A 23,888-nucleotide genomic window follows, 5' to 3' on the forward strand; every position below is an offset into this window, starting at 1 on the left:
TCAACCGGCATGAAAATCATGGATTGGCTGATTTCTCCTTGGAGAAGGAAATATGGCATGTTTTGAAAAAGCCAAGGGCACCTTTTGATAAAAAATGGAATGCGAATCGATGTTCTCGACATGAGCGACGGAAGTCCCAAAGTGCTTGCGATATGTGTTGCTGAAAGCAGTTCCATCACACGTTGATCGTGAATGTCTCCCCAAAGTGTTTAGCTGGCCCGAGCGTTAGCGTAGAGGGGGAGAACGTTCAATGACTATGATACAAAGAAAGTAGGTAGCTATATGGTGAAGGCATCGCGAAACAATCTTTGTCCATGCGGCAGTGGGAAAACGTACAAGCATTGTTGTGGGAAGAAAGAAGCAGTATCGATAGAATCTCTAATTGACCGTGAAGTGGCCAAATGTATGCAAGATGTGTTTTCGTTTGCGTTAGAGCGATATGAGGAAGAGCTTGCTTTCATGATGTCTGGTTCTCCATTTCAAGGGCTTCCTAACGAGCTGGAGACCAGCGCCAATTTATTGCTGACGAACTGGGCGATTTTTCACAGACACGTTGATGACAAAGGGATGACAATTTTTTCAGCCTATATGAGAAGCCGGCGCCGCACGCGGTGGCGTCCAGCAGTGCAAACTCATTTGAAGCGATGGGACGAGGCGGTTCCGTCGTTTGACGAGATCATTCATATCGAGGATGAGCGGCGTTTCCTTGTACGCGATCTGTTGACCAGAAAAGAAAAGTACGTCCGTTTTTTGACGCCGGAGGAGCTTCCGTCTGCTAGGGAGGGGGACGTGTTAGTAGGATGCCTCGTTCCGCATGGGGACGAGTGGGCGTACTTCATGAAGGTGCTGCCGATTCCAAAGAGCGGGAAGGATCGGCTTGCGCGGGCGCTTCAAGCGGAATGGAATCCGGATATGAAAACGTGTGAAGTGTTTTTGCGCGAGTCGTTTCCGGAATTGCTTGAAATAGCGGTCCATGAGCTGTTGTGGCAGCTGCTGAGCGAAAAGGACTGGGGGGATCGAGATCAAGATGATGTTTTTCGCGAATTAAAGAAAAAGGAAGAAACAACCTCCTCCCTAGTGCTCAGCGAGGCTGCGTTCCTTTGGCGCGCATATTGCGAAATGGATGAACCGGTCATCAAGAATCCTGCTGTGTATGCGGCTGCACTCCGTTATTTGGCGAGTGAAATGGCTGGAAGAGAATTTGTCAATATGGAAAAGGTTGCGGAACACTACGGCGTTCCTGTAGAGGAAGTGGAAGCCGCTGTGATGGAATTGTTTTTATTTCGCACAGAGTTGCTCGATGATGGAGATGATGAGGGCGAGAATGATGATGAGTGGCTCTTTGACGATGGGGATGACGGTGATGAGATCTGGTTCGACGACGGTGGGATGGAGGATGGCGATGAGCTGGACCGTGCGATTGAGGAATGGCTTGACCAAGTTGAGGAGTTGTTTGATTGCGAGGGCTGGGACGTTGATCAAGTCCATCGCTTGATCGACAAAGCGATCCGAACATGGAAAAAGGACGGGTTGCTTGAAGGAGTCGATGCAGCTGAGTTGCGCAAGGAGCTCGAGGAGCTCGTCTGGGAGACGTTTGCCGAACGGGGATTTTTGTAAGGCGATGGACAAAGCAGGCAACAAAGGACAGATGGGTGCGAAAGAAGGTGCCCTTGAGAGATGACGGATACCTTCTTTCGCATGCGTTACAATCGGATATAGGCCAGCCGCTCGTTCGCTTCCTCGACGTCAAAGGCATCAGGGTCAAAATCTTCGCCTTTCATGTCGTACATCCAGTCTACCAGCTCGCGCAATTCGGGATCGGCAAGAGAGTCTTTTTGCGCCGCCGCTTCCAGCAGCTCCAGGTAGCCATAGACGCCGCCGCAATCCTCGGGAGGGCACGCCCGTTTTCCTTTCAGGCAAGCGGCGCGTTCCAACGGTTTTGGGAGTGTTTCAATCTTTTCAACAGTGACGGTATGGCGCCAGTAGTCGCCAAAATCGTAAATATATAGAAACTTTTGTTTTTCTTCCGTCAGCCATTGCTGTAATGGGATGCGGCGGGCGTCCATCAGTTCTTTTTCCAGCTGAAACGAATCCCAGCCGTCAGGGATGCCGATGAGAACGCTTCCGAAATCGAATTCGTATAAATGGGCTTGTTCCCATCCCATCGCTTCTTGGATGATGAGATGAAGCTCGTGAAATGTCGCATGTCCGGGAACAAGGACGCGCCGCCAAATCGGCGGGCGGATGCCGTTTAATGTGATTTTCAGCTGGTAGGCTGTTTTGGACCGCCGCCGTTTGGAGGGGGGTGCGCTCTTTGGCGCCTCAACCCATCTGCCGTGTGGACGGTCCCGCTCTGTCGGATGGAACATGGCAGACAATTCGTCGATCAGTTTAGCAAGATTGTCGGGGTTCATAGCCCTCGTCTCCTTTCGGATAAACGTTTTGTATAATAGTAGTTTATCCTGTCCATAGTAGAATTTAAACATTATTGATGGAAATATTGAAAAAAGAAAGATGGGAGAGGAGGATGACGCATGTCGATCGGCTGGAATGACCCATGCCCGTGTGGAAGTAGGAAAAAGTATAAGAAGTGCTGCATGAACAAACAGCAGAATCATGAAATCAAACGGGTGCGCCAGCGCCGCTTTTTTGGCCAAAAATATGAGCTGTCGCAAATGGTGCAGCGATTTTTGGATGAATCGCTGTCTTACAACGAACAAGCAGTGGCGAGACGGACGTTTTACCAAAAAATAGAGGGTATGAAGTATTTATAATATTTTGGATTTTTTGAAACACTTTGGTGCTTGTTCATTCACCGTTTTCCCAATGGAATGCGCGTCATTGAATGGTTCCAGCGCGACAAAGGACACCGTCTCCCGTTGGAGCACGGAGCGCTTTTGGCGCTTCTGCGTGTTTCTTCATGGGGACGGCTTATCCATTCGGACATCGGTTAGAGAAGCGATGGTGGTATGTCGGCCGTAGCTGGATGGTTCGACTGGGTTGCGCGTTGTGGCTGCCGTTGTCGTGTGAAGAGGCATCATGCAGAAAAAGGAGAGCTATTGTCGGTTGATGGATGCCGCCCCGCTAGTTTTGTCGAGCGGTTTTCCCAAGTGACAGACAGGAAATTCCCCGTTGTGCGCGAACGATATAGTAGACAAATTGGAGACAACGGGGGAGGGAATGCGCATGAGGCGAGGAATATGGCTCGCCCTGTTGTTTTGTTTGCTATGGCTGGCTGCGGCTGCTTGGCCGGTGGGGGCGAAAGGGGAGAGTGGGAAAACCGCTCAGTTGGCGGTGGTGACGGCGGATCAGGTGAACGTCCGCCAAGGACCGGGGGTGCCGTACCGTCCATTGGCGAACGTTCACCGTGGCGAGGCGTATCGGCTGATCGAGGTCAAGGATGGATGGGTGAACATCGAGTGGAAACCGAATCGAACCGGGTGGATCGCCGCGCGGTACGTCACGTTGGCAAAAGAGACGGCCATCGTGCAAGAAAACCGACTCCGCCTTCGACAAGAGCCGAGCAGAGATGGGCGAATTATCGGGCATTTGGCGCGGGGAGAAACGGTATGGATCATCAAGGAAGATGGGGAATGGACGGAAGTGATCGCAGACGGTGCGATCGGCTGGGTGTCTTCAGCATACCTCACTGCAGCTCGGGAGTCATCGATTTCGCATCAAACCGGAATCGTCAACGCCAGTTCGCTCAACGTGCGGGCTGAGCCGTCATTGAAGGCAGCGCGCGTCGGCCGCCTTGTCCGGGGCGAAGAGGTCGAGATTGTGGAAAAGAAACCGGGATGGTACAAAATTGCCTCCCAAACAGGGCTTGATGGGTGGGTGTCATCCGCATATGTGCAGGTAAAGGGTGGACAAGCTAATGAAAAGGAAGCGGAAGTGCCCCAGTCGGCTGGCCGCTCGCTGCCTTCAGCCATCGCGCCTAGCGACTCCCGCCTTTATGTAGACAGCTGGACGCGCGGACCCATTCAGGCGCTCGCCGGAAAAACGATCGTGCTTGACGCCGGCCATGGCGGCAAAGACGGCGGGGCGCAAAGCATCAATGGCGTAACAGAAAAAACGTTGACGATGGAAACGGCTAAGCGGCTGAAAGAAAAGTTCGAAACATATGGAGCGCGTGTTGTATTGACGCGCGCTGGTGATGATTATGTGCCGCTGTCGGCGCGCGTTGCCGCCGCCCGCTTGTACCAGGCCGATGCGTTTATTAGCTTGCACTACGACAGCGCGGCGGACCGGGACGCTTCCGGTGTCACCGTTTACTACTACGACCGGTTTGCTGATTACGGCTTGGCGCAATCATTCGAAGGGCCGTTCTCACAGCTCTCTATCTTGCCGTTTCGCGGCCTCGCCTTTGGCGACTATTACGTGTTGCGGGAAAACGAGCGGCCGTCCGTGTTGCTTGAGCTCGGCTATTTAAGCAATCGGTCGGACGCTGCAGTCGTGGCGACAAACGGTTATCAAGAAGCAGTGACGACGGCCATCGTGAATGCCGTACGTCATTATGTTCAATCGCACGGCCTTTTGGAAAAGACCGGTGATTAAAGGAGCAGGTTGCTTCACCACCTTGTTTCTCAAATTGAGAACCTGTTGGCATCAGCTTCTCGTTTCACGTCATCCGACGTCAGCTAGGGGTGATCGCTGTTTTTCACCAGCCTTCTAAAAAAGTGGACAACGGATTTGCTGCGGCATGACAAAAAGCGTCCCCGATTTTCGGGGCGCTTTTTGTTGTTTCGTCTTGTTTGGATAACCGCTGGCTGACGGCAGAGGATCATTCGCTTTTCAGGGCGTTTGCCTGAGGGCTGCAGGGAGCGAAAGGGCGGAAGTTGGTTGACAAAATAGTTAAAAAAGTATAATATTTATAAAGGATTAGGATAATAATAATCGCCTGTTATTCTAATTAGTACTATTGTTTTGTTATATATCAGAATATTCAATTCATTTTTGATGGAATAGAAATGGGGGATACAATGAAGACGAGAGATGTGTTGTTTACAGGATTGATGCTATTTTCTCTCTTTTTTGGCGCGGGGAACTTGATTTTCCCTCCGTATTTAGGGATGGAAGCAGGAACGGCCGTATGGCCGGCGGTTCTTGGATTTATCGTCACCGGTGTTGGGCTGCCGCTGTTGTCAGTCGCGGCGGTGGCGTTCGCAAAAGACGGCATCCGTTCGCTCGGCAACGCCGTTCATCCGCTGTTCAGCCTTTGCTTTTCACTCGCGGTGTATTTGGCGATCGGCCCGTTTTTCGGCATCCCGCGCGCGGCTAGCGTCGCCTATGAAATCGGAGCGAAGCCGTTTTTCCCTGAGAGCGGATCTTTGGTGATGTGGCTGTTTACCGGCCTCTTTTTCGCCCTTGTGTACTGGCTCAGCTTAAACCCGTCGAAGCTTGTGGATCGAATCGGTCAGCTGTTGACGCCGGTGTTGCTGCTTTCGATTGCCGTGCTTTGCCTTGCCGGTTTAATCCGGCTTGACGACCCGCAGGCGATGCCGGCTGAGAAGTACGCCTCGGCGCCGTTTGTGAAAGGGATGCTCGAAGGGTATTTAACGATGGATACGATCGCGGCCCTTGCCTTTGGCATCGTCGTCATTCATGCGCTTCGTGACCGCGGGGTGGACCGGCCGGCGTTGCAGGCAAAAGCGACGATGCAAGCCGGGTTGATCGCCGGATTGGGTCTCGCGCTCGTTTATGGCGGCATTGCCATCATTGGCTCTAGAATGGCGGGTGCCGGTTCCTTTGCCAACGGAGCCGAGCTATTGTCATACGTGTCATCGCTGCTGTTTGGCAGCGGAGGGAAGTTGCTGTTGGGCGTGATCGTGGCGCTTGCCTGCTTAACAACGGCGGTTGGTCTAGTCGCTGCTTGTGCGCAATACTTTCAAGAGCTCACCCCGACTGTTTCGTACCGAACGTATGTCATTGTATTAACCTTATTTAGCTTTTTGATGTCAAACCTCGGCTTAAATGCGTTGATCGCTGTTTCCGTTCCAGTGTTGACGATGCTGTATCCATTGGCGATCGTGCTCGTCGCCCTGTCGTTTTTCCGCCGCTTTTACCGTGGTTCGGCGAAAGTGTACGGGATGGCGTTGCTCTTTACCGGCATGTTCAGCCTGTATGACGGTTTGAAAACGATCGGGCTGGAGACGGCATGGTTAGAACCGCTCCTCTCATGGGCGCCGCTGTTTTCAGTCGGGCTCGGCTGGGTTGTCCCTGCGCTGATTGGCGCTGCGCTTGGCTTGATGATCGATCGGCCGTCCGCAACGAAACGGAAACATGCGGCGTAAAGGGCTGACTCAAAAGGTCATGTACGCCCGGTCGGGGGAATAATATGAATATAAAATCCGTCTGATGTATATATATGGAAGAAGGGAGGATGCCTCGTTGCTTTTGGGGCATTCTCTTTTTTGTGTGGAAAATAGTTTTTTGTTCGAGCAACGGGGCGGAACCCGTGAAAACCGGCAGGCGATTCGATATAATGAGGACAAGCGACGATCGCCGCAATGGATGAAAAGGTGTGAGGAATCGTGAAGATAGCGATTGCGGGAACGGGATATGTTGGACTTGTGACCGCGGCTTGTCTGGCCGATAAAGGGCATGATGTGACATGCGTCGATGTGAACGAAGAGAAAATTCGCCTATTAAATGAAGGGATCGTCCCGATTTATGAGCCGGGGCTTGACTCGCTTATTCAGCGAAACGGCGTTCGCCTTCGCTTTACGACCAACGATGTGGAAGCGTATCAACGGGCGGAAGTGATCATGATCGCCGTCGGCACGCCGCCGCAGCCGGACGGGTCTGTGCGGCTTGATGATGTATGGGGCGCATTGCGACGCATCGCCGGGGCGGCCGAACGCGATTGCCTTGTCGTTATCAAGTCGACCGTGCCCGTCGGCACTGGCGATGAAGCCGCCCGTTTTTTGGCGGAAAACGGACGGCCGGAGGTGAAATTCGACGTCGTATCCAACCCGGAGTTTTTGTCGCAAGGAACGGCAGTGCGCGATACACTGCAGGCGCCGCGCATTGTATTGGGAGTGGATTCGGACCGGGCTGAACGGGTGATGAAGGAGCTGTACGCCCCGTTTGCCCTCCCGTACGTCGTGACGGACCGGAGAAGCGCTGAGATGATCAAGTATGCGGCCAATGTGTTTTTGGCGTTGAAAATTTCGTACATCAACGAGATCGCCAATGTATGCGAGTTGGTAGGCGCTGATATTCAGGCGGTGGCGGAAGGAATCGGCATGGATCCGCGCATCGGCCGCCGCTTTTTGCGCGCCGGCGTCGGGTATGGAGGCTCATGCCTGCCGAAAGATGCAAATGCCCTCTATTCCTTGGCGGCTTCCCACGGCTATTCGCTCAAAACGGTATGGGCGGCGATCGACGTCAATGAGAAACAAAAATGGAAACTTCTTGACAAAGCGCGTCTGCACATTGGGGATTTCCGCAACCGGACGGTCGCCGTGCTTGGCGCCGCATTCAAGCCGGGCACCGATGATGTGCGCGAGTCTCCTGCCTTGGCGAACATCGAGCGGCTCATTTCCGAAGGAGCAGTCGTGCGCGTCTGGGACCCGGCCGCCCTCGGTCATGTCTCGCGCCGTTTTGGCGATGCGGTTGTTTGTTGCGAGACGATCGAGGAAGCCATTCGCGGCGCGGATGTTTGTTTCATTTTCACCGAATGGCCGGCTGTGTTGCAATTTGACCTTCACTGCTACAAGACGCTGATGAAAACACCGCTTGTGGTGGATGGACGGAATTGCTACGACCCGAAGGCGGCCGAAGCCGCCGGCTTAATCTACGAGTCGATTGGGCGGCCGGTGGGGCATAGGCAGCTGAAAGTGGATCGGGCTGTTGACGTTCTCCAGTGCGCCTCAGCTGCCTTTTTCCGCAAACAATGCGAATAGGGATGCCGCTTAATTGTCCCGTTCGCATCGCCACGACGGCTTTTTTGTAAAAAAGGGAATAAGGCGGCCTGTCCGTTCGATGGAAGTGGGATAGTAGACATGCCGGCGGGCGCGGGGGCATCAATCGTCGTTTCAAAGAAAGAGAAGGTTAGGTTTCCAGTGGTGGCTTTATGGAAAAACGTGGGGTCGCAGTCCGCCACTTTGAAAGCGGAGACAGGCGGGGAAGAGAGCGGCTGAAGAAGCCGTCTTTTCCCGCCGCTATGAGCAGGCGGCAAAAGGAGGGATGTATCATCCGCATTCGCTTAGGTCTGTTTGGTGCGGACGATTCGCTGTCCATGATTCAGGCGGTGGCGCAAGAGTACAAAGAGCTTGTTTGCGTTCCCGTTGTGTATTGGGATGAAAGTGAAGTGATCGATTTGATCCGCCCGCTCGCGTCAGAAGTTGATATGTGGCTGTTCTCCGGACAAGTGCCGTATTCGATCGTGAAGCAGTCCGGTGAGGTCGATGCGCCGCTGTTTTATGTGCCACATATTGGTGCCAGCTTGTACCGCACACTGCTGCAGGCGCACTATACTGCGCAGATTCCGGTCAGCCGACTTAGTTTTGACACGTACGAGCGTCGCGAAATCGAACGGCTGCTGGAAGAGGCGGGTATCGAAGAGCCGATTCCATACGTCAAGCATTACGAGGGAGGCATTTCGGCCCAGGAACTGTCCGACTATCATTACACCCTTTGGAAACAAGGGAAAACGGAAGCAGCGGTCACCTGTTTGCGGACAGCCCATCTTGAACTGGAGAAACTCGGGATGCCGGTGTATCGGGTATTGCCTGCCCGCTCGGCGGTGGAAGCGGTCATCCAAACAATCATTCGCACCGGACAGATGCTGCAGGCGCAAGATGCGCAAATCGCCGTGCAAATGATTGAAGTCGATGCGATGCAGGCGGCCTCCCCAGAGACATTTTCGACCGATGACATATATCGTCTGGAGATGAAGACAACAGAAAAATTGCTACGGTATGCAAAAAAAGTCCAAGGGTCGCTCAAAAGCGCCGGACCGGGCCGCTATGTCATTTTTACGACAAGAGGTGCATTAAAAGAGATCACCGAAGGCTATAAAACGGTCCCCTCGGCGGAGGAGACGGGGCTCCTTGACGGCGAGGTCATCGCGTGCGGAATCGGCATCGGCCGAACGGCGTATGAGGCCGAAATTCAGGCTGGGAAGGCGTTTTTGCATGCGAAACAAAGCGGGCGGGGTGCGTGGATGGTGGTGTTTGATGACGGAACGATCTCGGGTCCGTTAGGAAAAAGTGTGCACCTCCGCTATTCGCTCGGCGGCGGAGAACTGCGGCAGCTGGCGGAGCGGACGGGATTAAGCGCCGCGACGCTCTGCAAATTGAAAGCCATATTGCAAAAACGCGGAACCAACGAGATCGAAGCGCATGAGTTGGCTTCTTACATGCGGATTGTGCCGCGCAGCGCCCGCCGGATTTTAAACCAATTGGAGACTGTGGGCCTTGCCGAAGTGGCCGGGGAGACCAACCCGTATCCGCGCGGGCGTCCGCGCAAAGTATACCGCATTTTCTTATAATTGCTCGATCAGCTTCTGCCTTTAGCGTCAGGCAGAAGTTTTTTGTTGTCTTGAAGGTGTTTTTATTATTTGTATTATTTGAAAATTAACTCTGTTTCCGTTATAATTAAGGACATATCCGAAAATTATCCGTAATTAAGGTGAGGGGAGGATAGCTTGATTCAAGGGGAACGTCTTTGGCAGCGGCTCATGGAACTAGGGGAGGTCGGCAAGAAACCAAGCGGCGGCGTCACGCGCCTCTCGTTCACTGCTGAAGAGCGGAGGGCCAAAGATTTCGTCGCTTCCTACATGCGCGAAGCGGGGCTCTCTGTATATGAAGATGCGGCTGGCAACTTGATCGGACGGAAAGAAGGAGCGAATCCGGATGCCCCGGTCGTCCTTGTTGGATCTCATCTCGATTCGGTTTACAACGGCGGTTGCTTTGATGGACCGCTCGGGGTGTTGGCCGGCGTGGAAGTCGTTCAGGCGATGAACGAGCACGGGGTTGTGACGCACCATCCAATTGAAGTCGTGGCATTTACGGACGAAGAAGGAGCGCGCTTTCGTTTCGGCACGATCGGCAGCCGCGCGATGGCCGGGATGCTGCCGCAGGAAGCGCTCGAGCGCCGCGACGCGGAAGGGATTTCCCTCGCTGAAGCGATGAAACAGGCGGGGCTTGACCCGGACCGCTTGCCGCAGGCAGCGCGAAAGCCAGGAACGGTGAAAGCTTATGTCGAACTGCACATCGAACAAGGACGGGTGCTGGAGGAGGCTGGTCTTCCAGTTGGCCTCGTCACTGGCATCGCCGGTCTGATTTGGGTGAAATTTACCATCGAAGGAAAGGCAGAACATGCCGGCGCCACGCCGATGTCATTGCGGCGCGACCCGATGGCCGCCGCCGCGCAAATTATTGCGATCATTGAAGAGGAAGCAAGACGAACAGGAACAACGGTCGGTACTGTAGGACAGTTGCATGTCTATCCGGGCGGTATTAATGTCATTCCGGAACGGGTCGAATTTGTGCTCGATTTGCGTGACTTGAAGGCTGATGTGCGCGATCAAGTATGGAATGCCATAGCCGCGCGGGCAGAGACGATCGCCAAGGAGCGGAACGTTCGCCTCACAACCGAGCGTCTGCAAGAGATGCCGCCGGTGCTATGTTCCGATGAGGTGAAGCGCGCGGCGGAGGCGGCGTGCCGAAAGCTTGGCTATTTGCCGTTTTGGCTGCCGAGCGGTGCAGGCCATGACGGCGTACAGTTGGCTTCGATTTGCCCGATCGGCATGATCTTTGTCCGCTCCCAAGATGGGGTGAGCCATAGTCCGGCGGAATGGAGCACTAAAGAAGACTGCGCTGCTGGTGCAGAGGTGCTTTATCATACGGTGTGGCAACTGGCCCAACGGGAATAACGAAAAAGACAAACGAACAGGGGGAGACTATGGATGACAAAGGAAGAAATCAAACGGCTCGTCGATGAAGTGAAACAGGAGGTCATCGCCTGGCGCCGCCACTTGCACGCCCATCCCGAATTGTCGTTCCAGGAAGAGAAAACGGCGCAGTTTGTGTACGAGACGCTGCAATCGTTCGGCCACCTTGAGCTTTCGCGGCCGACGAAAACGAGCGTGATGGCGCGCCTTGTCGGCCCAAAGCCAGGCCGGGTCGTCGCCATTCGCGCCGATATGGACGCGTTGCCGATTCAAGAAGAAAACACATTTAAGTTTGCTTCCAAAAACCCAGGCGTCATGCATGCGTGCGGGCATGACGGCCATACGGCGATGCTGTTGGGGACGGCGAAAATTTTTGCCCAGCTTCGTGATCACATTCATGGTGAGATTCGCTTTTTGTTCCAACACGCGGAAGAACTGTTCCCCGGCGGAGCGGAAGAGATGGTGCAAGCTGGCGTCATGGACGGGGTGGACGTCGTCATCGGCACCCACCTTTGGTCGCCGCTTGAGCGCGGAAAAATCGGCATTGTGTATGGGCCGATGATGGCCGCACCGGACCGCTTTTTCATCCGCATCATCGGCAAAGGCGGCCATGGGGCGATGCCGCATCAAACGATCGATGCCATCGCCATCGGGGCGCAAGTGGTGACGAACTTGCAGCACATCGTCTCGCGCTATGTCGACCCGCTCGAGCCGCTTGTTCTGTCCGTGACACAATTTGTGGCGGGTACGGCCCATAATGTCCTGCCAGGGGAAGTCGAAATTCAAGGGACAGTGCGCACGTTCGACGCCGAGCTGCGCCAGACGGTCCCGCAATGGATGGAGCGCATTGTCAAAGGGATCACCGAAGCGCACGGCGCCTCGTATGAGTTTCAATTTGACTACGGATACCGCCCGGTCATTAACTACGATGAAGTGACCCACGTCATCGAAGAAACGGCGCGCGAGCTGTTCGGCGAAGAGGCAGTGGCCCGCTTGAAACCGAACATGGGCGGCGAAGATTTCTCCGCCTTTTTGCAAAAAGCGCCCGGCAGCTTTTTCTACGTGGGCGCGGGCAATGTAGAAAAAGGCATCGTGTACCCGCACCACCACCCGCGCTTTACGATTGACGAAGACGCGCTTGAGATCGGCGTGCAAATGTTTGTCGCCGCGACGTTGAAACTGTTGGCAAGCTGAACATGGAGAAGAGCAATGCTGGTATGGGCGCGCTTTCGTCTTCATGCTTGTTGTATAAGGAGATGAGGCACAGTAGATCGAATGAGTGTGGAGCTTGAATGGAGCGTGCATATTTACTAGCGGCACCGCGTCGGAGTGCATTTGTTTGAATGGGGCGTGCGTTTTGTTTGCCAATATATCTATAGAAGGCCGGTGAAAAACAGCTGGTTTCGCCGAGCCCGTTGCTTTCGGCTGAAAGAGAAAAGTTGATTTTACAGGATTTCTCAATTTGAGAAGAGGCTCTGTTTTCCGCAATTTTTCACTAAATCACCAGTCCTATAGAACGCCCGGTATGAACTAACTGGTGGGATAAAAAACTATGTGCACCGAGCACTCGACCGACAAGTTCGAGATGATGCGAAAGCGACTCGACGCCATCGGGTGCTCGGTCTATCAAGCATACGGTATGATTATGACCGGAAAGGAAGGTTCTGTACGAGAGAAAGGAGCGTAACGAACGCTATCGGTTTCTCTCTTTTGGAGAACGGCTGACAATAAAATAGATTGATAATTCAGTGAATATAACCAGAACAAATGGGCGACCAACCAATAGACGTTCGTACTCGCCTTTTATTGCCTTTCTTCTATGCTGTTATGGCGAGAAAAGCACAGAGAGGGGAATGACGGACGATCGATTTTGCGGTTCATTTTTTCGTTTATCGTCCGTTGCCGATTTCAATCATTGCTGATATGAATGGAAAGGAGAATGTGAAATGGCTGCGCCGAATGTGAATATTCCTACTCCTGAAACGCCGCCGCGCGGGTTTTTTAGCCGGATGCTTAATATAATTGAAAAATACGGAAACCGACTTCCGGATCCTGTGACTTTGTTTGTTGTTTTGTCGATCGCGATTCTTATTGCTTCTGCTATTGCGGCGGCAGCCGGTCTTTCTGCTGTCAACCCATCAACGAATGAAACGATTCAGGCGGTCAACTTGTTGTCGAGTGAGGGATTGGTCAAAATTTTAACAGGCATGGTGACGAACTTTGCTCAATTTCCTCCTTTAGGACTTGTATTGGTCGTCATGATTGGTGTGGGGCTGGCTGAAGCGACCGGGCTTATTCAAGCTCTGATGAGGCGGGCGTTGGCCAGTACTCCTCCGAGATACGTGATTCCGACGGTCATTTTCATTGGCATGTTAGGGAATATGGCAGGGGATGCCGCTTTTGTCGTTTTGCCTCCTATTGCGGCCTTATTACTGATGGGGATAGGGTTCAACCCATTGGCGGGTTTGATTATGGCTTATGCCTCAATAGCCGGCGGGTTTGCGGCTAACTTGATTGTCAACATGCTGGATGTTTTAGTCGCTGGTTTTACAGAAGTAGGCGCTCAAGTGATGGATCCTAGTTATAAAGCGAATCCAGCAATGAACTGGTACTTTCTTGCGGCTTCATTTGTTGTACTTGTCATTGTAGCCACTGTTGTCACGAACAAAATCACAATTCCTCGTTTAGGAAAATACGAAGGCGATGTTCAAAAGATGGATCCGTTAACGGATGATGAAAAGAAAGGATTGCGTTGGGCAGGTTGGTCTGCTCTTGTTTACATTGCGATTTTGCTGGTGCTCGCCCTCCCCAGTGATGCGATTTTACGAAATCCAGAAACAGGATCTTTGGTAAGCGGCTCTCCCTTGATGAATGGACTCGTTCCGATTATTATGTTTTTGTTCCTAATTCCAGCCTTGTTTTATGGAATGGGGGCCAAAACAGTTCGTTCGGATAAAGATGTGGCAAAAATGATCGGGGATGCTCTAGCGACAATGGGTCCTTATATTCTTCTGGCGTTTGTCGCCGCTCAGATGATTGCATATTTCAACTGGAGCAATTTAGGTCCTATTATTGCTATTAAAGGGGCGGAGTTTCTCCAGTCGATCGGGTTGACAGGCATCGGTCTAGTGGTGGGATTTGTGATCATCGCTGCCTTGATTAACTTGTTAGTGGCCAGTTCTTCAGCTAAGTGGGCGATTTTAGCACCGGTCTTTGTACCTATGTTTATGGTGTTAGGATATGACCCAGCTTTTACGCAGATAGCCTACCGAATCGGTGATTCCATCACAAATCCGATCACTCCAATGCTTCCTTACTTTGCAATTTTATTGTCGTTTGCCAAAATGTATAATCCGAGAGTAGGGATGGGGACGTTAATGGCTTCGTTGTTGCCATATACGATTTTCTTTGCCCTGGCTTGGATTGCGATTTTGGTGGTTTGGTTTTTCCTGGGTTGGCCGTTAGGGCCGAATGGGCCGATTTTCCTTCCGTCTTAAGCGCTGTGAAAAAGAGTTCGTCTTCGTAAACAGGGAGCATGTAGAGGAATGGAATGAAAGAAACCTGCAGCAAGAAAATAGGTGTTTCCTTCACAGCTTGTCAAAGTTTTGTGTCAAAACTGTTGTGTCCGTACACGATGAAAAAGAAAGAAGATTTAGTTAGCTGCCAAATAGCCCTCTTTAGGAGGGGTTTGGCATTTTTTATGCACCGTGACGAAATGGGGGTTTTTGGACTCGATATAGTGTGCAAACTGTTTTTGTTTGGAAGGGATTTGAACTTTGGATCGCACGTGGATAGCCTGGTGGACAGCTTGCCGTAGGGCGGGTGTTCCCAGAAATATCACCATCTCAAAGCGCAGGCGCAGATGGGGGAGTGTTCCACATGTGGTGTGGTAACTGGTCCGAGGGGATAACGAAAAAGATAAACAAAGGGGAACGGAGAAAAGAAGTCTTCTTTCCAGCCTGTGAGCGAACGATTTTCAAGCAATGATGAAGCAACTTTCAAAAAAGAAAATGGAAAAATATCACCATCCCTGTTATGATGATAAAGAGTTCAGCGAACAAGGTGTCTACTTTCGTTTGTTGTGTAGGTACCTTGTTTTGTTGGGAAAAAGGTTGTTGGCAGGTGGAACGATGAGAGATTTCCTTTCCCGCTGGGTCCCCGTCATTCTCTGGTGCCTCGTCATTTACAGCTTCAGCGAGTCTTCCTGGTTTACTGGGGCGAATACGGCGCATGTGCTGCAGGTGATTTTATCGTACTTGCCGTTTGGCAGTGGGGATGAAGAGGGGTCGTCATTTTTGAATTTTTTGATCCGCAAAGCGGCGCATTTGACCGAATTTGGCATTTTGGCCGCGCTTGTATGGCGGGCGCTGTCGCCCAAGCGGTTTGCGTATGCGGGCGCTTGGCTGTTTGCGACCGTGTATGCGGCAACCGATGAGTGGCACCAGTCGTTTGAGCCGGGGCGGACGGCGACGCCAAAAGATGTGGCGATTGATTCATGTGGGGCGCTCCTCGCGCTTTTGATCGTCTTTGTTTGCCGCCATTGGTTAAGGACAAAGCATCGGGCGGTCAAACGCGGCGTATAATAGAACAGAGCTCTCTCAACGTATAGGCCTAAATGCAAACGGAAAGAATGGCCAATAACGAGTTTGCGAGAGAAGGGAGAGAGGGCCATGGTCGCGTTTATCGCGGGAATGTTTGTCGGTTCATTCGTGATGCTTGTTATCATGAGCATGATGGCGGTGGCGAAACGGGCGGATGAAGCAAGCGAACGGTGGAGGGAAAAGTGAGAAGTCCCTTGCGGCAGGCAAGGGATTTTTTGTGAAAATGCTGTGCGATCATGTTTACGTCAGCTTGCAAAAAAGGCCGCACATTGTTTGAGGACCGCCGTGAAAGACCGACGAAGTACAACGGATTCGAAAAGTTGAAGGGGATAAAATTACAGGCGTGTTGATTATCCAATAAAATCCAAAGGGTATAGAAAAAAGAGCACCTTTCCTGTAGAATGTGAGTAGCGACACAAACAAACCCAGGAGGTGCTCTCTATGAACAAGCATACCACACTCCCGAATTTGATGCAAAAACTTGTTTCGGATGAAGAGATTCAACTGATTGCCGAAGCGGTTGGGTATCGTGATTCGTGGGTAGAGAATCCGGTTCGTCTTGAGCATGGCGATGACATGGAATCCTTGTTTCAGACAGGCTTCGATGAGCGCTTGGGACGGATACCATGAATCCACGAGCACATACACCGGCTGAGCCCGCTTCCCCTTGAGCGAGGAAAGCATCTCGATCGCCAGGTCGATTTTGCTTCTTCCCGATGTCTTGTCATACAGACGAAAGGCGAACGGAAACGCTTGCGTGAAGGTGTGCACCATCAGCCAAACAAGCGAATGCCCCCAGACCAATTGATGATCGCTGTGAGAGAAATGCCAGTCACACCCTTGAATGGCGTGCGTTGCCCGTGACGAAGGCTTCGTTTTTTGGCAAATGGTATCATCAATCGAAAGGAACAGGGGTTGATTCGTCCGTTTGGCCAGGCGTTCGATCTGGCGAAGAACCCACTCCTGAAGCTTCTTGTAAATTATCACTTTATTTTGGAATAAAAGAAGCATTTTTTTGCACATTTCTTCAGAAAGCCCTCTCCCCTTTTCTGAAGGAATGTGCTAATTTTTTTGTGAATTGTTTCGGACGAAGATTGCCATTCGTTTCAAGGGGGGGAGGAAGTGTGATCCAGTTTCACGACTTTGGCATTGACATTCAAACGTATACGGATCGTGGGAAAGAGAACGATTTTCCTGATGTAAACCAATGTCCCCACTGTCTATCCCGCCGCCCCTTGCACCGTCACGGATATTACCAACGCTATGCGTTGACGGCAGAGGGGGAGTATCGCCTTTGGATCGCGCGGTACCGCTGCCAAGAATGCCGCAAAACCGTGAGTGTGCTGCCTTCGTTCCTCCTCCCGTATGTTCAATATACCCCATCCGTCATCTGGCAAGCGGTCAAAGCATGGCTCGAAACGCCAAGACGAGGAGCGAAGACCAAACAGGTTGGTTTTCCCACCAAGGGGGTCATTTTGTTTTATGTCCGACGATTTTTCCGGAATCTCCCCCGCTTGCATCACGTGGCGGCGAGGAGATGGGGGATCATCGGCCCTGTGGGGAACGCAAGAACCGAACGGGCGGTCTGGTGGATGCAGATCTTGGAGGGACGGGGGGTGGGCTCGATCATCCAAGACCTGTGGGCCAACGAGAGATGGCATCTGTTTGCAGATTAAACCGTTTCCCAATTTTACATTAAAAACCAAAAAAGGGGACTGTTGATGTTTCCACAAACCCTTCCTCTCGACGAATCTCGAGCCGTTTCGTAAGATAGGGGGCAGAGGGACCGGGACGGTCCAAAATCACAGAGAGGCAAGGAGGAGATCCGGATGGATGAATCGATGAGACACGATATCGCCCTGTTTCGGTACGGGCTGATCGCTCCGTTGGTGAATGGGCAGGTGGAACCCAAAGCGTATTTGAATGAGGTGGGCGGGCGAGTGCACTCGATTCCTCATCAAGGGGACAAACTCATTGCGACGAAGACGATTCTGGATTGGTGTGCTCGATACAAAAAAGGGGGCTTCGACGCCTTGAAGCCGAAGCGCCGTTCGGACCGCGGCCGCTCCAGACGTCTGTCGCCCGATGATGAGGATCATATTCTAGCATTGAGGAAGGAACATCCCACCATGCCCGTTACCGTTTTCTATGAACAACTCACCAAGCAGGGGGACATTCCTACCACCCTCTCATATTTTACTATATATCGACTGTTGAAAAAACACAACCTAGTGGGAAAAGAAATCTTGCCGATGCCGGAGAGAAAGCGTTTTGCGTATGACCAGATCAATGAGCTATGGCAAGGAGACTTATCCCATGGACCCACGATTCGCGTCCATGGGAAAGCCCAGAAAACGTTTCTGATCGCTTATATCGATGACTGCTCGCGGTTGGTGCCGTACGCGCAGTTTTTCCCTTCGGAGAAGTTTGACGGGCTGCGGGTCGTCACAAAGGAAGCGGTGATTCGTTGCGGGAAGCCGAAACGCATTTACTCGGACAACGGGAAAATTTATCGATCCGAGGTGCTGCAGTATGCGTGCGCCGAGATGGGGATTACGCTCATCCACACCCAGCCGTATGACCCGCAAAGCAAAGGGAAAATCGAACGGTTCTTCCGCACCGTACAGACGCGGTTTTATCCGCTGTTGGAGCTGAATCCGCCAAAGTCGCTTGACGAGTTGAACGAGCGGTTTGGGAAGTGGCTTGAAGAAGAGTATCACCGAAAACCACACGCCTCACTGGACGGAAAAACGCCGCATGAGGTGTTTCAGTCCCAAGTGGAACGAGTGGTGTGGATCGAAGACATCGACTGGCTGGATGCGATTTTTCTGAAACGGGAGCACCGCAAGGTGAAAGCCGATGGCACGATCACCCTGAATAAACAGCTATACGAAGTGCCGCCTCGGTTCATTGGGCAATCGATTGAGCTCCGCTATGACGAACGAGGCGTCTATGTGTACGAAGACGGCAAACGAGTAGCGGAAGCCATTCGGGTGCGTTTGGAGGATAACGCCCATGTGAAGCGTCACCGGTCGCCGTTTGCGGCAGTTCCAGCGAAGGAGGGAGAACACGGTGTATAAATCGTTCTACTCTCTTTCGCGGGAGCCGTTTGCGAAAGAAACCGCCCCGTCCGAGGCGTATCAAGGGGCAGCGTTTCAAGAAGCGCTGCGGGCGCTGGAGTACGTGAAACGAACCCGGGGAATCGGGCTGTTGACCGGAGAACCGGGGGCGGGCAAGACATTCGCCCTTCGGGCGTGGAAAGAATCGTTGTCCCCTTCTTTGTATCACGTAGTCTACTTCCCGTTATCGACCGGAGGCGTGATGGATTTTTACCGCGGGCTGGCCCTTGGGTTGGGGGAAGAACCGAAATACCGCAAGGTGGATCTCTTCCGCCAAATCCAGCAGGCCATTGAGCGGTTGTATCATGAACGGCGGATCACACCGGTGTTGATATTGGACGAGATGCATTTAGCGAAGGATGCCTTTTTACAGGACATCGCCATCTTGTTCAACTTTGAGATGGATTCAACCAACCCCTTTGTCTTGATGTTAGCTGGGCTGCCCCATTTACAGGGGAAGCTGCGGCTCAATCAGCACCGCCCTCTCGATCAGCGGATCATCATGCGATGCCGGATGGGGCCGCTCGAGAAGGAGGAGGTGGCGGGCTACATCGAGCATCGGATGAAACAGGCCGGGGCGAAGCATCCGATCTTCACTCCATCGGCGTTAGAGGCGATTGCCCTGCAGTCGCGGGGATGGCCTCGGGTGATCAACACGTTGGCTACGACATGCCTGCTGTACGGGCATCAGCTGAAAAAGGACGTCATTGACGAAGAAGTGGTACGCATGGCCACAGAGGAAATGGGGTATTAGCACGAAAGGGGCCGAATCGGCCTCTTTTGTGCTTTCTCTTTTCCATCGGTCCACCAGGCGCGCTGGAAATCTTCATCTGAAAGAGCGTGCAAACGTTCCGAAAGAATGTGCAAAATCCGGAACAATCCGCAAAAATTTTGCACATTATTTCGGAATCCGCCTGAAATAATTTGAAAAAGGGATTCTGAAATAATGTGCTAATTTACACTTCTCAAGCAGTTTTTCCTCGTTCCAAGGGCTTTTCGTGAAAAAGTGGCTGAGCGTGGTTCGATGATTCGGATGAAAACTCCAGTACCGGACATCCGTCAATGTCCCCGAACATCCCTTGGTCGTCAAGGCGTCGACAAGATGAACGAGATGCTTGATGACCGGCTTCGAGAAATAAAGCGCCAATCCCAGCGTCATGAAAAACTTGTGGATTCCTTGATGATGTGCTAATCTATTCATGAGACATGAACCTCCTTGTGGGTAGTTGGTAGCACATCTATTCTAACCAAGGAATCGGGTTCATGTCTCCTTTTTTGTTTAGTTTGTAAATTTATGTTAGCAAATTTGCTCATCTACAGTATGGAATTTATATACCGCAATGTTCTATACTTTTTTCTTGTAAAAAACAAACGGTAACGAAAGTGCGTATCGATTCATCGTAGCCATTCGGTTTTCCTTGTCCTGATCCTCCTGTGTTTTTACTCATTTTTCCTTTTTGTTTCCTATATGCGTTACCACGTCGATCACTTCAGAACAGAATGGTTTAGCACCATGGCTGCTTGTTGGTCCCTAATTGGGACCAACAAAAGAGACGAATCATCGTGCCGAATAATGATAAGGTATTTCCAAATGTTGAACACAAGAGGGAGAATAGGGCCTGCTGATCTGCAGAAAAGAATATGTGGGATGAAATACGATTCCTTGTTTACCAATGGTCGGGCTTACGGAAAAATGGATCCGTAGGTCACAAAGGGGCAGGGGGATGTATTTGCGGATTCAGACAAAATGGTGTTGATGGAACCTATCGTTTCATAAGGTTAACTGGGTATACAATAACTTACCCAGTTAACCCTATGAACAACTTCATTCCCCTTTTCTTTCCACAACCGCGTCAAATCACGGTTTTTTATAAACAAAATCCCCCTTTCCAAGAAGAGAATTAGGATCTCACATCTCCAAATCCGCTCCTGATTTTTGAATGCCCCCGACGTTTTATCAAGAGTGTTTCCATTGTAAACTTATGAAGATACTCATCGACAAATGGATGAAATTTTTACGGAGTGTTTCAATGGCTGGTCACTATTTCTGTATCAGAACAATCATCAAACTCCCACTCCTTTCATTCATAGACGCAAAGGAATTCGTTGAAAATGGATCATGTATAGGTACCTATTGCTCGTCACGATGATTAGAAATAAAAAATGACGTCTGTCAGAATCACGATAAGCGTCAGCTCGATTGCCCCCTTTTTAACCCTTCACTTCGAACTTCTTCCTGCAAAATAACCAATCCACTCCACTTTTTTGATCTGTTGAGCGGATTTTATCCGTTATGGTGAAGATTTCCCCTATAATAAACAGCGGCCGCGTCACCCGTTCCATCCCTCCGTCATCGATGATTTGGACTTATCCCTATTCCCTCTCACTTTTATTTTTTGTCTGACATAAAATATCCATAAACATAGGCTTGCCCATTGGCCAGCCTCATCCACTCTCAGTCATGACCGTCTTCCTTTTTCAGGATATAGTTGAACATCATCACTTGAAAAGAGATTTGGAGGCTTTGTATATCGGTTTTACATGCCATGTCCTATGATATGAAAGAGGCCATATTTCTTTCTGTTTTCTTCGCCCAATACAGGGCTTGATTGGCTTTCTCCAGAAAACCGCTTATCGATTCCCCAAGAGTTATGGTATCCTTATCACAAAGGCAACATCAAGGCGGCTAAAATAAATCCAAACCCCAATCGAAAGGAGCAACCAAAGCATGGATGATAGCAAAGAATATTGTCCGTTTTGCGGGGCTGATTTGCAAGGACCACCGATCCCGAAAGAAATCCAGCATCATTACGGCGCTACTCATGGATCCAGAAAAATCGGTATTTACAGTCGGGAAGAAGATCGTGTCATCAAATGGCAATGTCCGGATTGCGGAAAGGAATGGGAGCGGGAGTGAATCCCCTTTTTTCTTTTTTTACTTTCAATCCTGACAGTATGAGGTCCAGTGCAAAGCAGATTCAAACAACGTGTTGTAGATTCCGATTTTCCATTCCCTCTACCGTTTCGTTTGGTCGTGGCTGCACCAGCTAGCTCCATCCACTTACCGTTGGCTTTTTGTTTACGGCAAAATAAATGGACAGAGAGCGGATAGGAATTTTCCTATATCACTTGAACGCGGAAGTGTTGGGGTGATTGCTTCTTAGGTAAAGCAGCCCTTGATACGGCGCTTTACTACGCCCGCAGCGGCTTCATGTCAAACGGACATTCTCTACACTTTTTACAAAACGCTGCTTTTTTTCTTTACGGTCCACACATGCCTGCAGTATCCTTCAACAAATTGAACATACACTCGAACGGTGGCAAGCACCGTTCTCAATATTACAAAATTTTACAATAAAAAAATAGAAACAATATATATTACCTCTGATATAAATAAAAAACGTGTGATGAGGTGTCCGTTAAATAAAAAAGTTTTTTATGAAGAGGACAAGAAAGGAGTTGAAGTGTCCTCCAACACCTCAACTCCATCAGCGCAGCATATCCGTTAGATAAACGGTCTTTGTAGTACACGGTGAATAATAAAAATCCATCTGAACTTTTTCCATTTTAATTAAGTGAGTGGTTGTTTAGTGCAAAATGAAAGTACAGAGTTCTGCAACCGAAAAGTGCAGAGCTTTTCATTATATAAAAAAGACTTGCCAGCCCCTAAAATCCCCTCCGCCACTGTTACGATTGTGAAGAATAAAACAGTGGAGTGATAAAAAGGATGCTGGCAATGTCCGACACTCATCCTATCAAACATTTACGTGACAAAAAAAGCGCGATCCTATTCTCGTTGTCATGCATTCATCGGCCAGTCTTTGTATTGCTGCTCGGCTTGTTCCATGAATTTGTTTGTTAAAAATTGCAATTGTTGGCCGGTAATTTTTTCTTTGATGAGTACTTGCTTGACAGCCAATTTAACCTTCGCATAGACGTCCCGACGGTGTGGACTTGTCCAATCTACAGCTAATTGTTTCTTTAAGGCTTTGACCACCTTATGGATTAAACTAGCAAGAAACTCGTTTGAGAACGCTTCCTGCTCCATAGCAGTAATCGCTTTGTAAAATTCAATTTCTTCCTCTGACAATCCCAAATCGTGTCGCTTGCGTATTTCTTCTTCCATTTCTTTGCGCATGTTAATCATAACCCTGACCACATCGGCAGCCTGAATGACACGATTATGGTAATCCCTTAACGTTTTCTCTAGAAGTTCGCTTAACGCCTTTGACTGTGGGCTTCCTTGGCTAAATGTCACTTTGATTTGGTCCTCTAAAAGTTTTTTCAGCAACTTTAAGCGCAAGTCTACATGCTCTTTTTTCGTTAAATCTGCTAAGAATGCATCATCCAATATGCTGATATCTGGGCGTTCAATCCCTGCTATTTGGAAAATGTCAACAGTTTCTTTGGCCAATAGACTATTGTCAATCAGTTCTGATAGTCGCTCTTCTAACGTTTTGTTTTCCTTAGATCCCCCTGTTGACGGGCGTAAATGTTTGCGAAGCTGCGCTTTCATCATGAAATAAAGCATGACCTCATCTGCAAGTTCAAGTACTTCCGGCTGATGTTTCACCAGCTGATACGATTTTTCCAGTTTGGCAGCTGCTTGGATATATTCCTCGGGATCTCGGTTTAAAAGAATGTTAACAAGATCTGCAATGAAGTCTTCGCGCTCTATCTTTGGTTTTGCGCGCCAGTTTTGCACATCAATCTCACTTGGAATAAATCCTCTTACTGCCTTCAGATAATCCATGAAGATATTAACGGCCTCTGAAATATCATAAGTAGGACTTCCCGTGCCGCCACTTTGCGTATATTTATGAGTTGCTTCTTTCAGGGAAGTGGCGATTCCAATATAATCAACGACTACTCCGCCTTCTTTTCCCGGAAACACACGGTTTACACGGGCAATAGCTTGCATAAGATTGTGACCCCTCATTGGCTTATCGACATAAAGATAGGAAAGCGGTTTAGCGTCCATTCCTGTCAGCCACATATCGACGACAATGACAAATTTCAAAGGGTCTTCTGGATCACGAAGTTTGGCTTTCACTTCTTCTTGCTCTTTTTTCGATTTAATATGCGCATATTTGCTTCCCGGCTGAACCTCTCGCCACTCTTTAGGATCCTTTGATACATCTCCTGTCATAATCACTTCAACAGGAGGGCATTCTGGAATCTCTCTCAGATAATTATACAAATCCACCGCAATGCGCCGGCTCATGCAGACAATCATTGCTTTTTGAAACGGATTGGCGACTTGGTTAA

The 23,888-nt window shown here is 50.5% G+C and carries 17 protein-coding genes and 3 pseudogenes; 16 read left to right on the forward strand and 4 right to left on the reverse strand.

Annotated features, from left to right (window positions below):
* The first annotated feature begins 282 nt into the window (after positions 1 to 282).
* The gene (locus B9L21_RS17045) at positions 283 to 1,617 is read left to right on the forward strand and encodes an SEC-C domain-containing protein (protein ID WP_015865238.1); all 1,335 of its coding nucleotides are present in this window, start codon (positions 283 to 285) and stop codon (positions 1,615 to 1,617) included.
* Positions 1,618 to 1,703: 86 nt separating this feature from the next.
* On the opposite strand, the gene B9L21_RS17050 is transcribed toward B9L21_RS17045, so the two are convergent.
* Positions 1,704 to 2,414 (reverse strand): plasmid pRiA4b ORF-3 family protein, encoded by a 711-nt coding sequence (locus B9L21_RS17050; protein ID WP_011232727.1) that lies wholly within the window; start codon positions 2,412 to 2,414, stop codon positions 1,704 to 1,706.
* 120 nt (positions 2,415 to 2,534) lie between these two features.
* Between B9L21_RS17050 and B9L21_RS18170 the strand changes: the two are divergent.
* The 11 genes and pseudogenes from B9L21_RS18170 to B9L21_RS18005 all read left to right on the forward strand — a co-directional run.
* Positions 2,535 to 2,579 (forward strand): annotated as a pseudogene (locus tag B9L21_RS18170) (SEC-C metal-binding domain-containing protein); the annotation flags it as partial.
* Positions 2,580 to 2,597: 18 nt separating this feature from the next.
* The gene (locus B9L21_RS18000) at positions 2,598 to 2,774 is read left to right on the forward strand and encodes a hypothetical protein (RefSeq protein WP_014195142.1); all 177 of its coding nucleotides are present in this window, start codon (positions 2,598 to 2,600) and stop codon (positions 2,772 to 2,774) included.
* Between the two features lie 412 nt (positions 2,775 to 3,186).
* On the forward strand, positions 3,187 to 4,557 hold the full coding sequence (locus tag B9L21_RS17060; protein WP_063167253.1) for an N-acetylmuramoyl-L-alanine amidase: 1,371 nt from the start codon (positions 3,187 to 3,189) through the stop codon (positions 4,555 to 4,557).
* Positions 4,558 to 4,982: 425 nt separating this feature from the next.
* The gene (brnQ, locus tag B9L21_RS17065) at positions 4,983 to 6,293 is read left to right on the forward strand and encodes a branched-chain amino acid transport system II carrier protein (protein ID WP_063167254.1); all 1,311 of its coding nucleotides are present in this window, start codon (positions 4,983 to 4,985) and stop codon (positions 6,291 to 6,293) included.
* A gap of 240 nt (positions 6,294 to 6,533) precedes the next feature.
* Entirely contained in the window at positions 6,534 to 7,907 is a 1,374-nt protein-coding gene (locus B9L21_RS17070; RefSeq protein WP_063164646.1) for a UDP-glucose dehydrogenase family protein, read from the forward strand.
* 170 nt (positions 7,908 to 8,077) lie between these two features.
* Complete coding sequence (locus B9L21_RS17075; RefSeq protein WP_225995684.1) at positions 8,078 to 9,496, forward strand: ArsR family transcriptional regulator; 1,419 nt, start codon at positions 8,078 to 8,080, stop codon at positions 9,494 to 9,496.
* Positions 9,497 to 9,652: 156 nt separating this feature from the next.
* Positions 9,653 to 10,882 carry a hydantoinase/carbamoylase family amidase gene (locus tag B9L21_RS17080; RefSeq protein ID WP_063164648.1) on the forward strand — a complete coding sequence of 410 codons (1,230 nt, stop codon included), beginning with the start codon at positions 9,653 to 9,655 and terminating at the stop codon, positions 10,880 to 10,882.
* A gap of 33 nt (positions 10,883 to 10,915) precedes the next feature.
* Positions 10,916 to 12,094, forward strand: coding sequence for a M20 family metallopeptidase (locus tag B9L21_RS17085; RefSeq protein WP_063164649.1), 1,179 nt, complete (start codon positions 10,916 to 10,918; stop codon positions 12,092 to 12,094).
* Positions 12,095 to 12,846: 752 nt separating this feature from the next.
* Positions 12,847 to 14,397, forward strand: coding sequence for an AbgT family transporter (locus B9L21_RS17090; protein WP_082816502.1), 1,551 nt, complete (start codon positions 12,847 to 12,849; stop codon positions 14,395 to 14,397).
* A 633-nt stretch (positions 14,398 to 15,030) separates the two neighbouring features.
* Positions 15,031 to 15,483 carry a VanZ family protein gene (locus B9L21_RS17100; protein ID WP_063164651.1) on the forward strand — a complete coding sequence of 151 codons (453 nt, stop codon included), beginning with the start codon at positions 15,031 to 15,033 and terminating at the stop codon, positions 15,481 to 15,483.
* A gap of 87 nt (positions 15,484 to 15,570) precedes the next feature.
* A complete protein-coding gene (locus B9L21_RS18005) occupies positions 15,571 to 15,687 on the forward strand; it encodes a DUF3789 domain-containing protein (protein ID WP_011232702.1) in 117 nt (38 codons plus the stop codon).
* Between the two features lie 348 nt (positions 15,688 to 16,035).
* Here the strand turns inward: B9L21_RS18005 and B9L21_RS17105 are convergent.
* Positions 16,036 to 16,476, reverse strand: a pseudogene (locus B9L21_RS17105) (IS701 family transposase); the annotation flags it as partial.
* 149 nt (positions 16,477 to 16,625) lie between these two features.
* Here B9L21_RS17105 and B9L21_RS17110 point away from each other — a divergent pair.
* The 3 genes from B9L21_RS17110 (at position 16,626) to B9L21_RS17120 (ending at position 19,374) form a co-directional block, all read left to right on the forward strand.
* Positions 16,626 to 17,177 (forward strand): DUF6431 domain-containing protein, encoded by a 552-nt coding sequence (locus tag B9L21_RS17110; protein WP_063165897.1) that lies wholly within the window; start codon positions 16,626 to 16,628, stop codon positions 17,175 to 17,177.
* A 153-nt stretch (positions 17,178 to 17,330) separates the two neighbouring features.
* Positions 17,331 to 18,581, forward strand: coding sequence for an IS481 family transposase (locus B9L21_RS17115; protein WP_063165536.1), 1,251 nt, complete (start codon positions 17,331 to 17,333; stop codon positions 18,579 to 18,581).
* Entirely contained in the window at positions 18,574 to 19,374 is an 801-nt protein-coding gene (locus B9L21_RS17120; protein ID WP_063165537.1) for an ExeA family protein, read from the forward strand. The genes B9L21_RS17115 and B9L21_RS17120 overlap by 8 nt, the downstream gene beginning before the upstream one ends.
* A gap of 207 nt (positions 19,375 to 19,581) precedes the next feature.
* Here B9L21_RS17120 and B9L21_RS17130 read toward each other — a convergent pair.
* Positions 19,582 to 19,821: pseudogene (locus tag B9L21_RS17130) on the reverse strand (IS701 family transposase); the annotation flags it as partial.
* Between the two features lie 1,527 nt (positions 19,822 to 21,348).
* Here B9L21_RS17130 and B9L21_RS17135 point away from each other — a divergent pair.
* Positions 21,349 to 21,537: a hypothetical protein gene (locus B9L21_RS17135; protein WP_047818379.1), complete on the forward strand. Its 189-nt coding sequence runs from the start codon at positions 21,349 to 21,351 to the stop codon at positions 21,535 to 21,537.
* An 882-nt stretch (positions 21,538 to 22,419) separates the two neighbouring features.
* Here B9L21_RS17135 and B9L21_RS17140 read toward each other — a convergent pair.
* Positions 22,420 to 23,888, reverse strand: a 1,469-nt coding sequence (locus B9L21_RS17140) for a type I restriction enzyme endonuclease domain-containing protein (RefSeq protein ID WP_143424866.1), incomplete at its 5' end; no start/stop codon positions are given.

Source organism: Geobacillus uzenensis (assembly GCF_002217665.1).
GTDB classification, from domain to species: Bacteria; Bacillota; Bacilli; order Bacillales; family Anoxybacillaceae; genus Geobacillus; species Geobacillus subterraneus.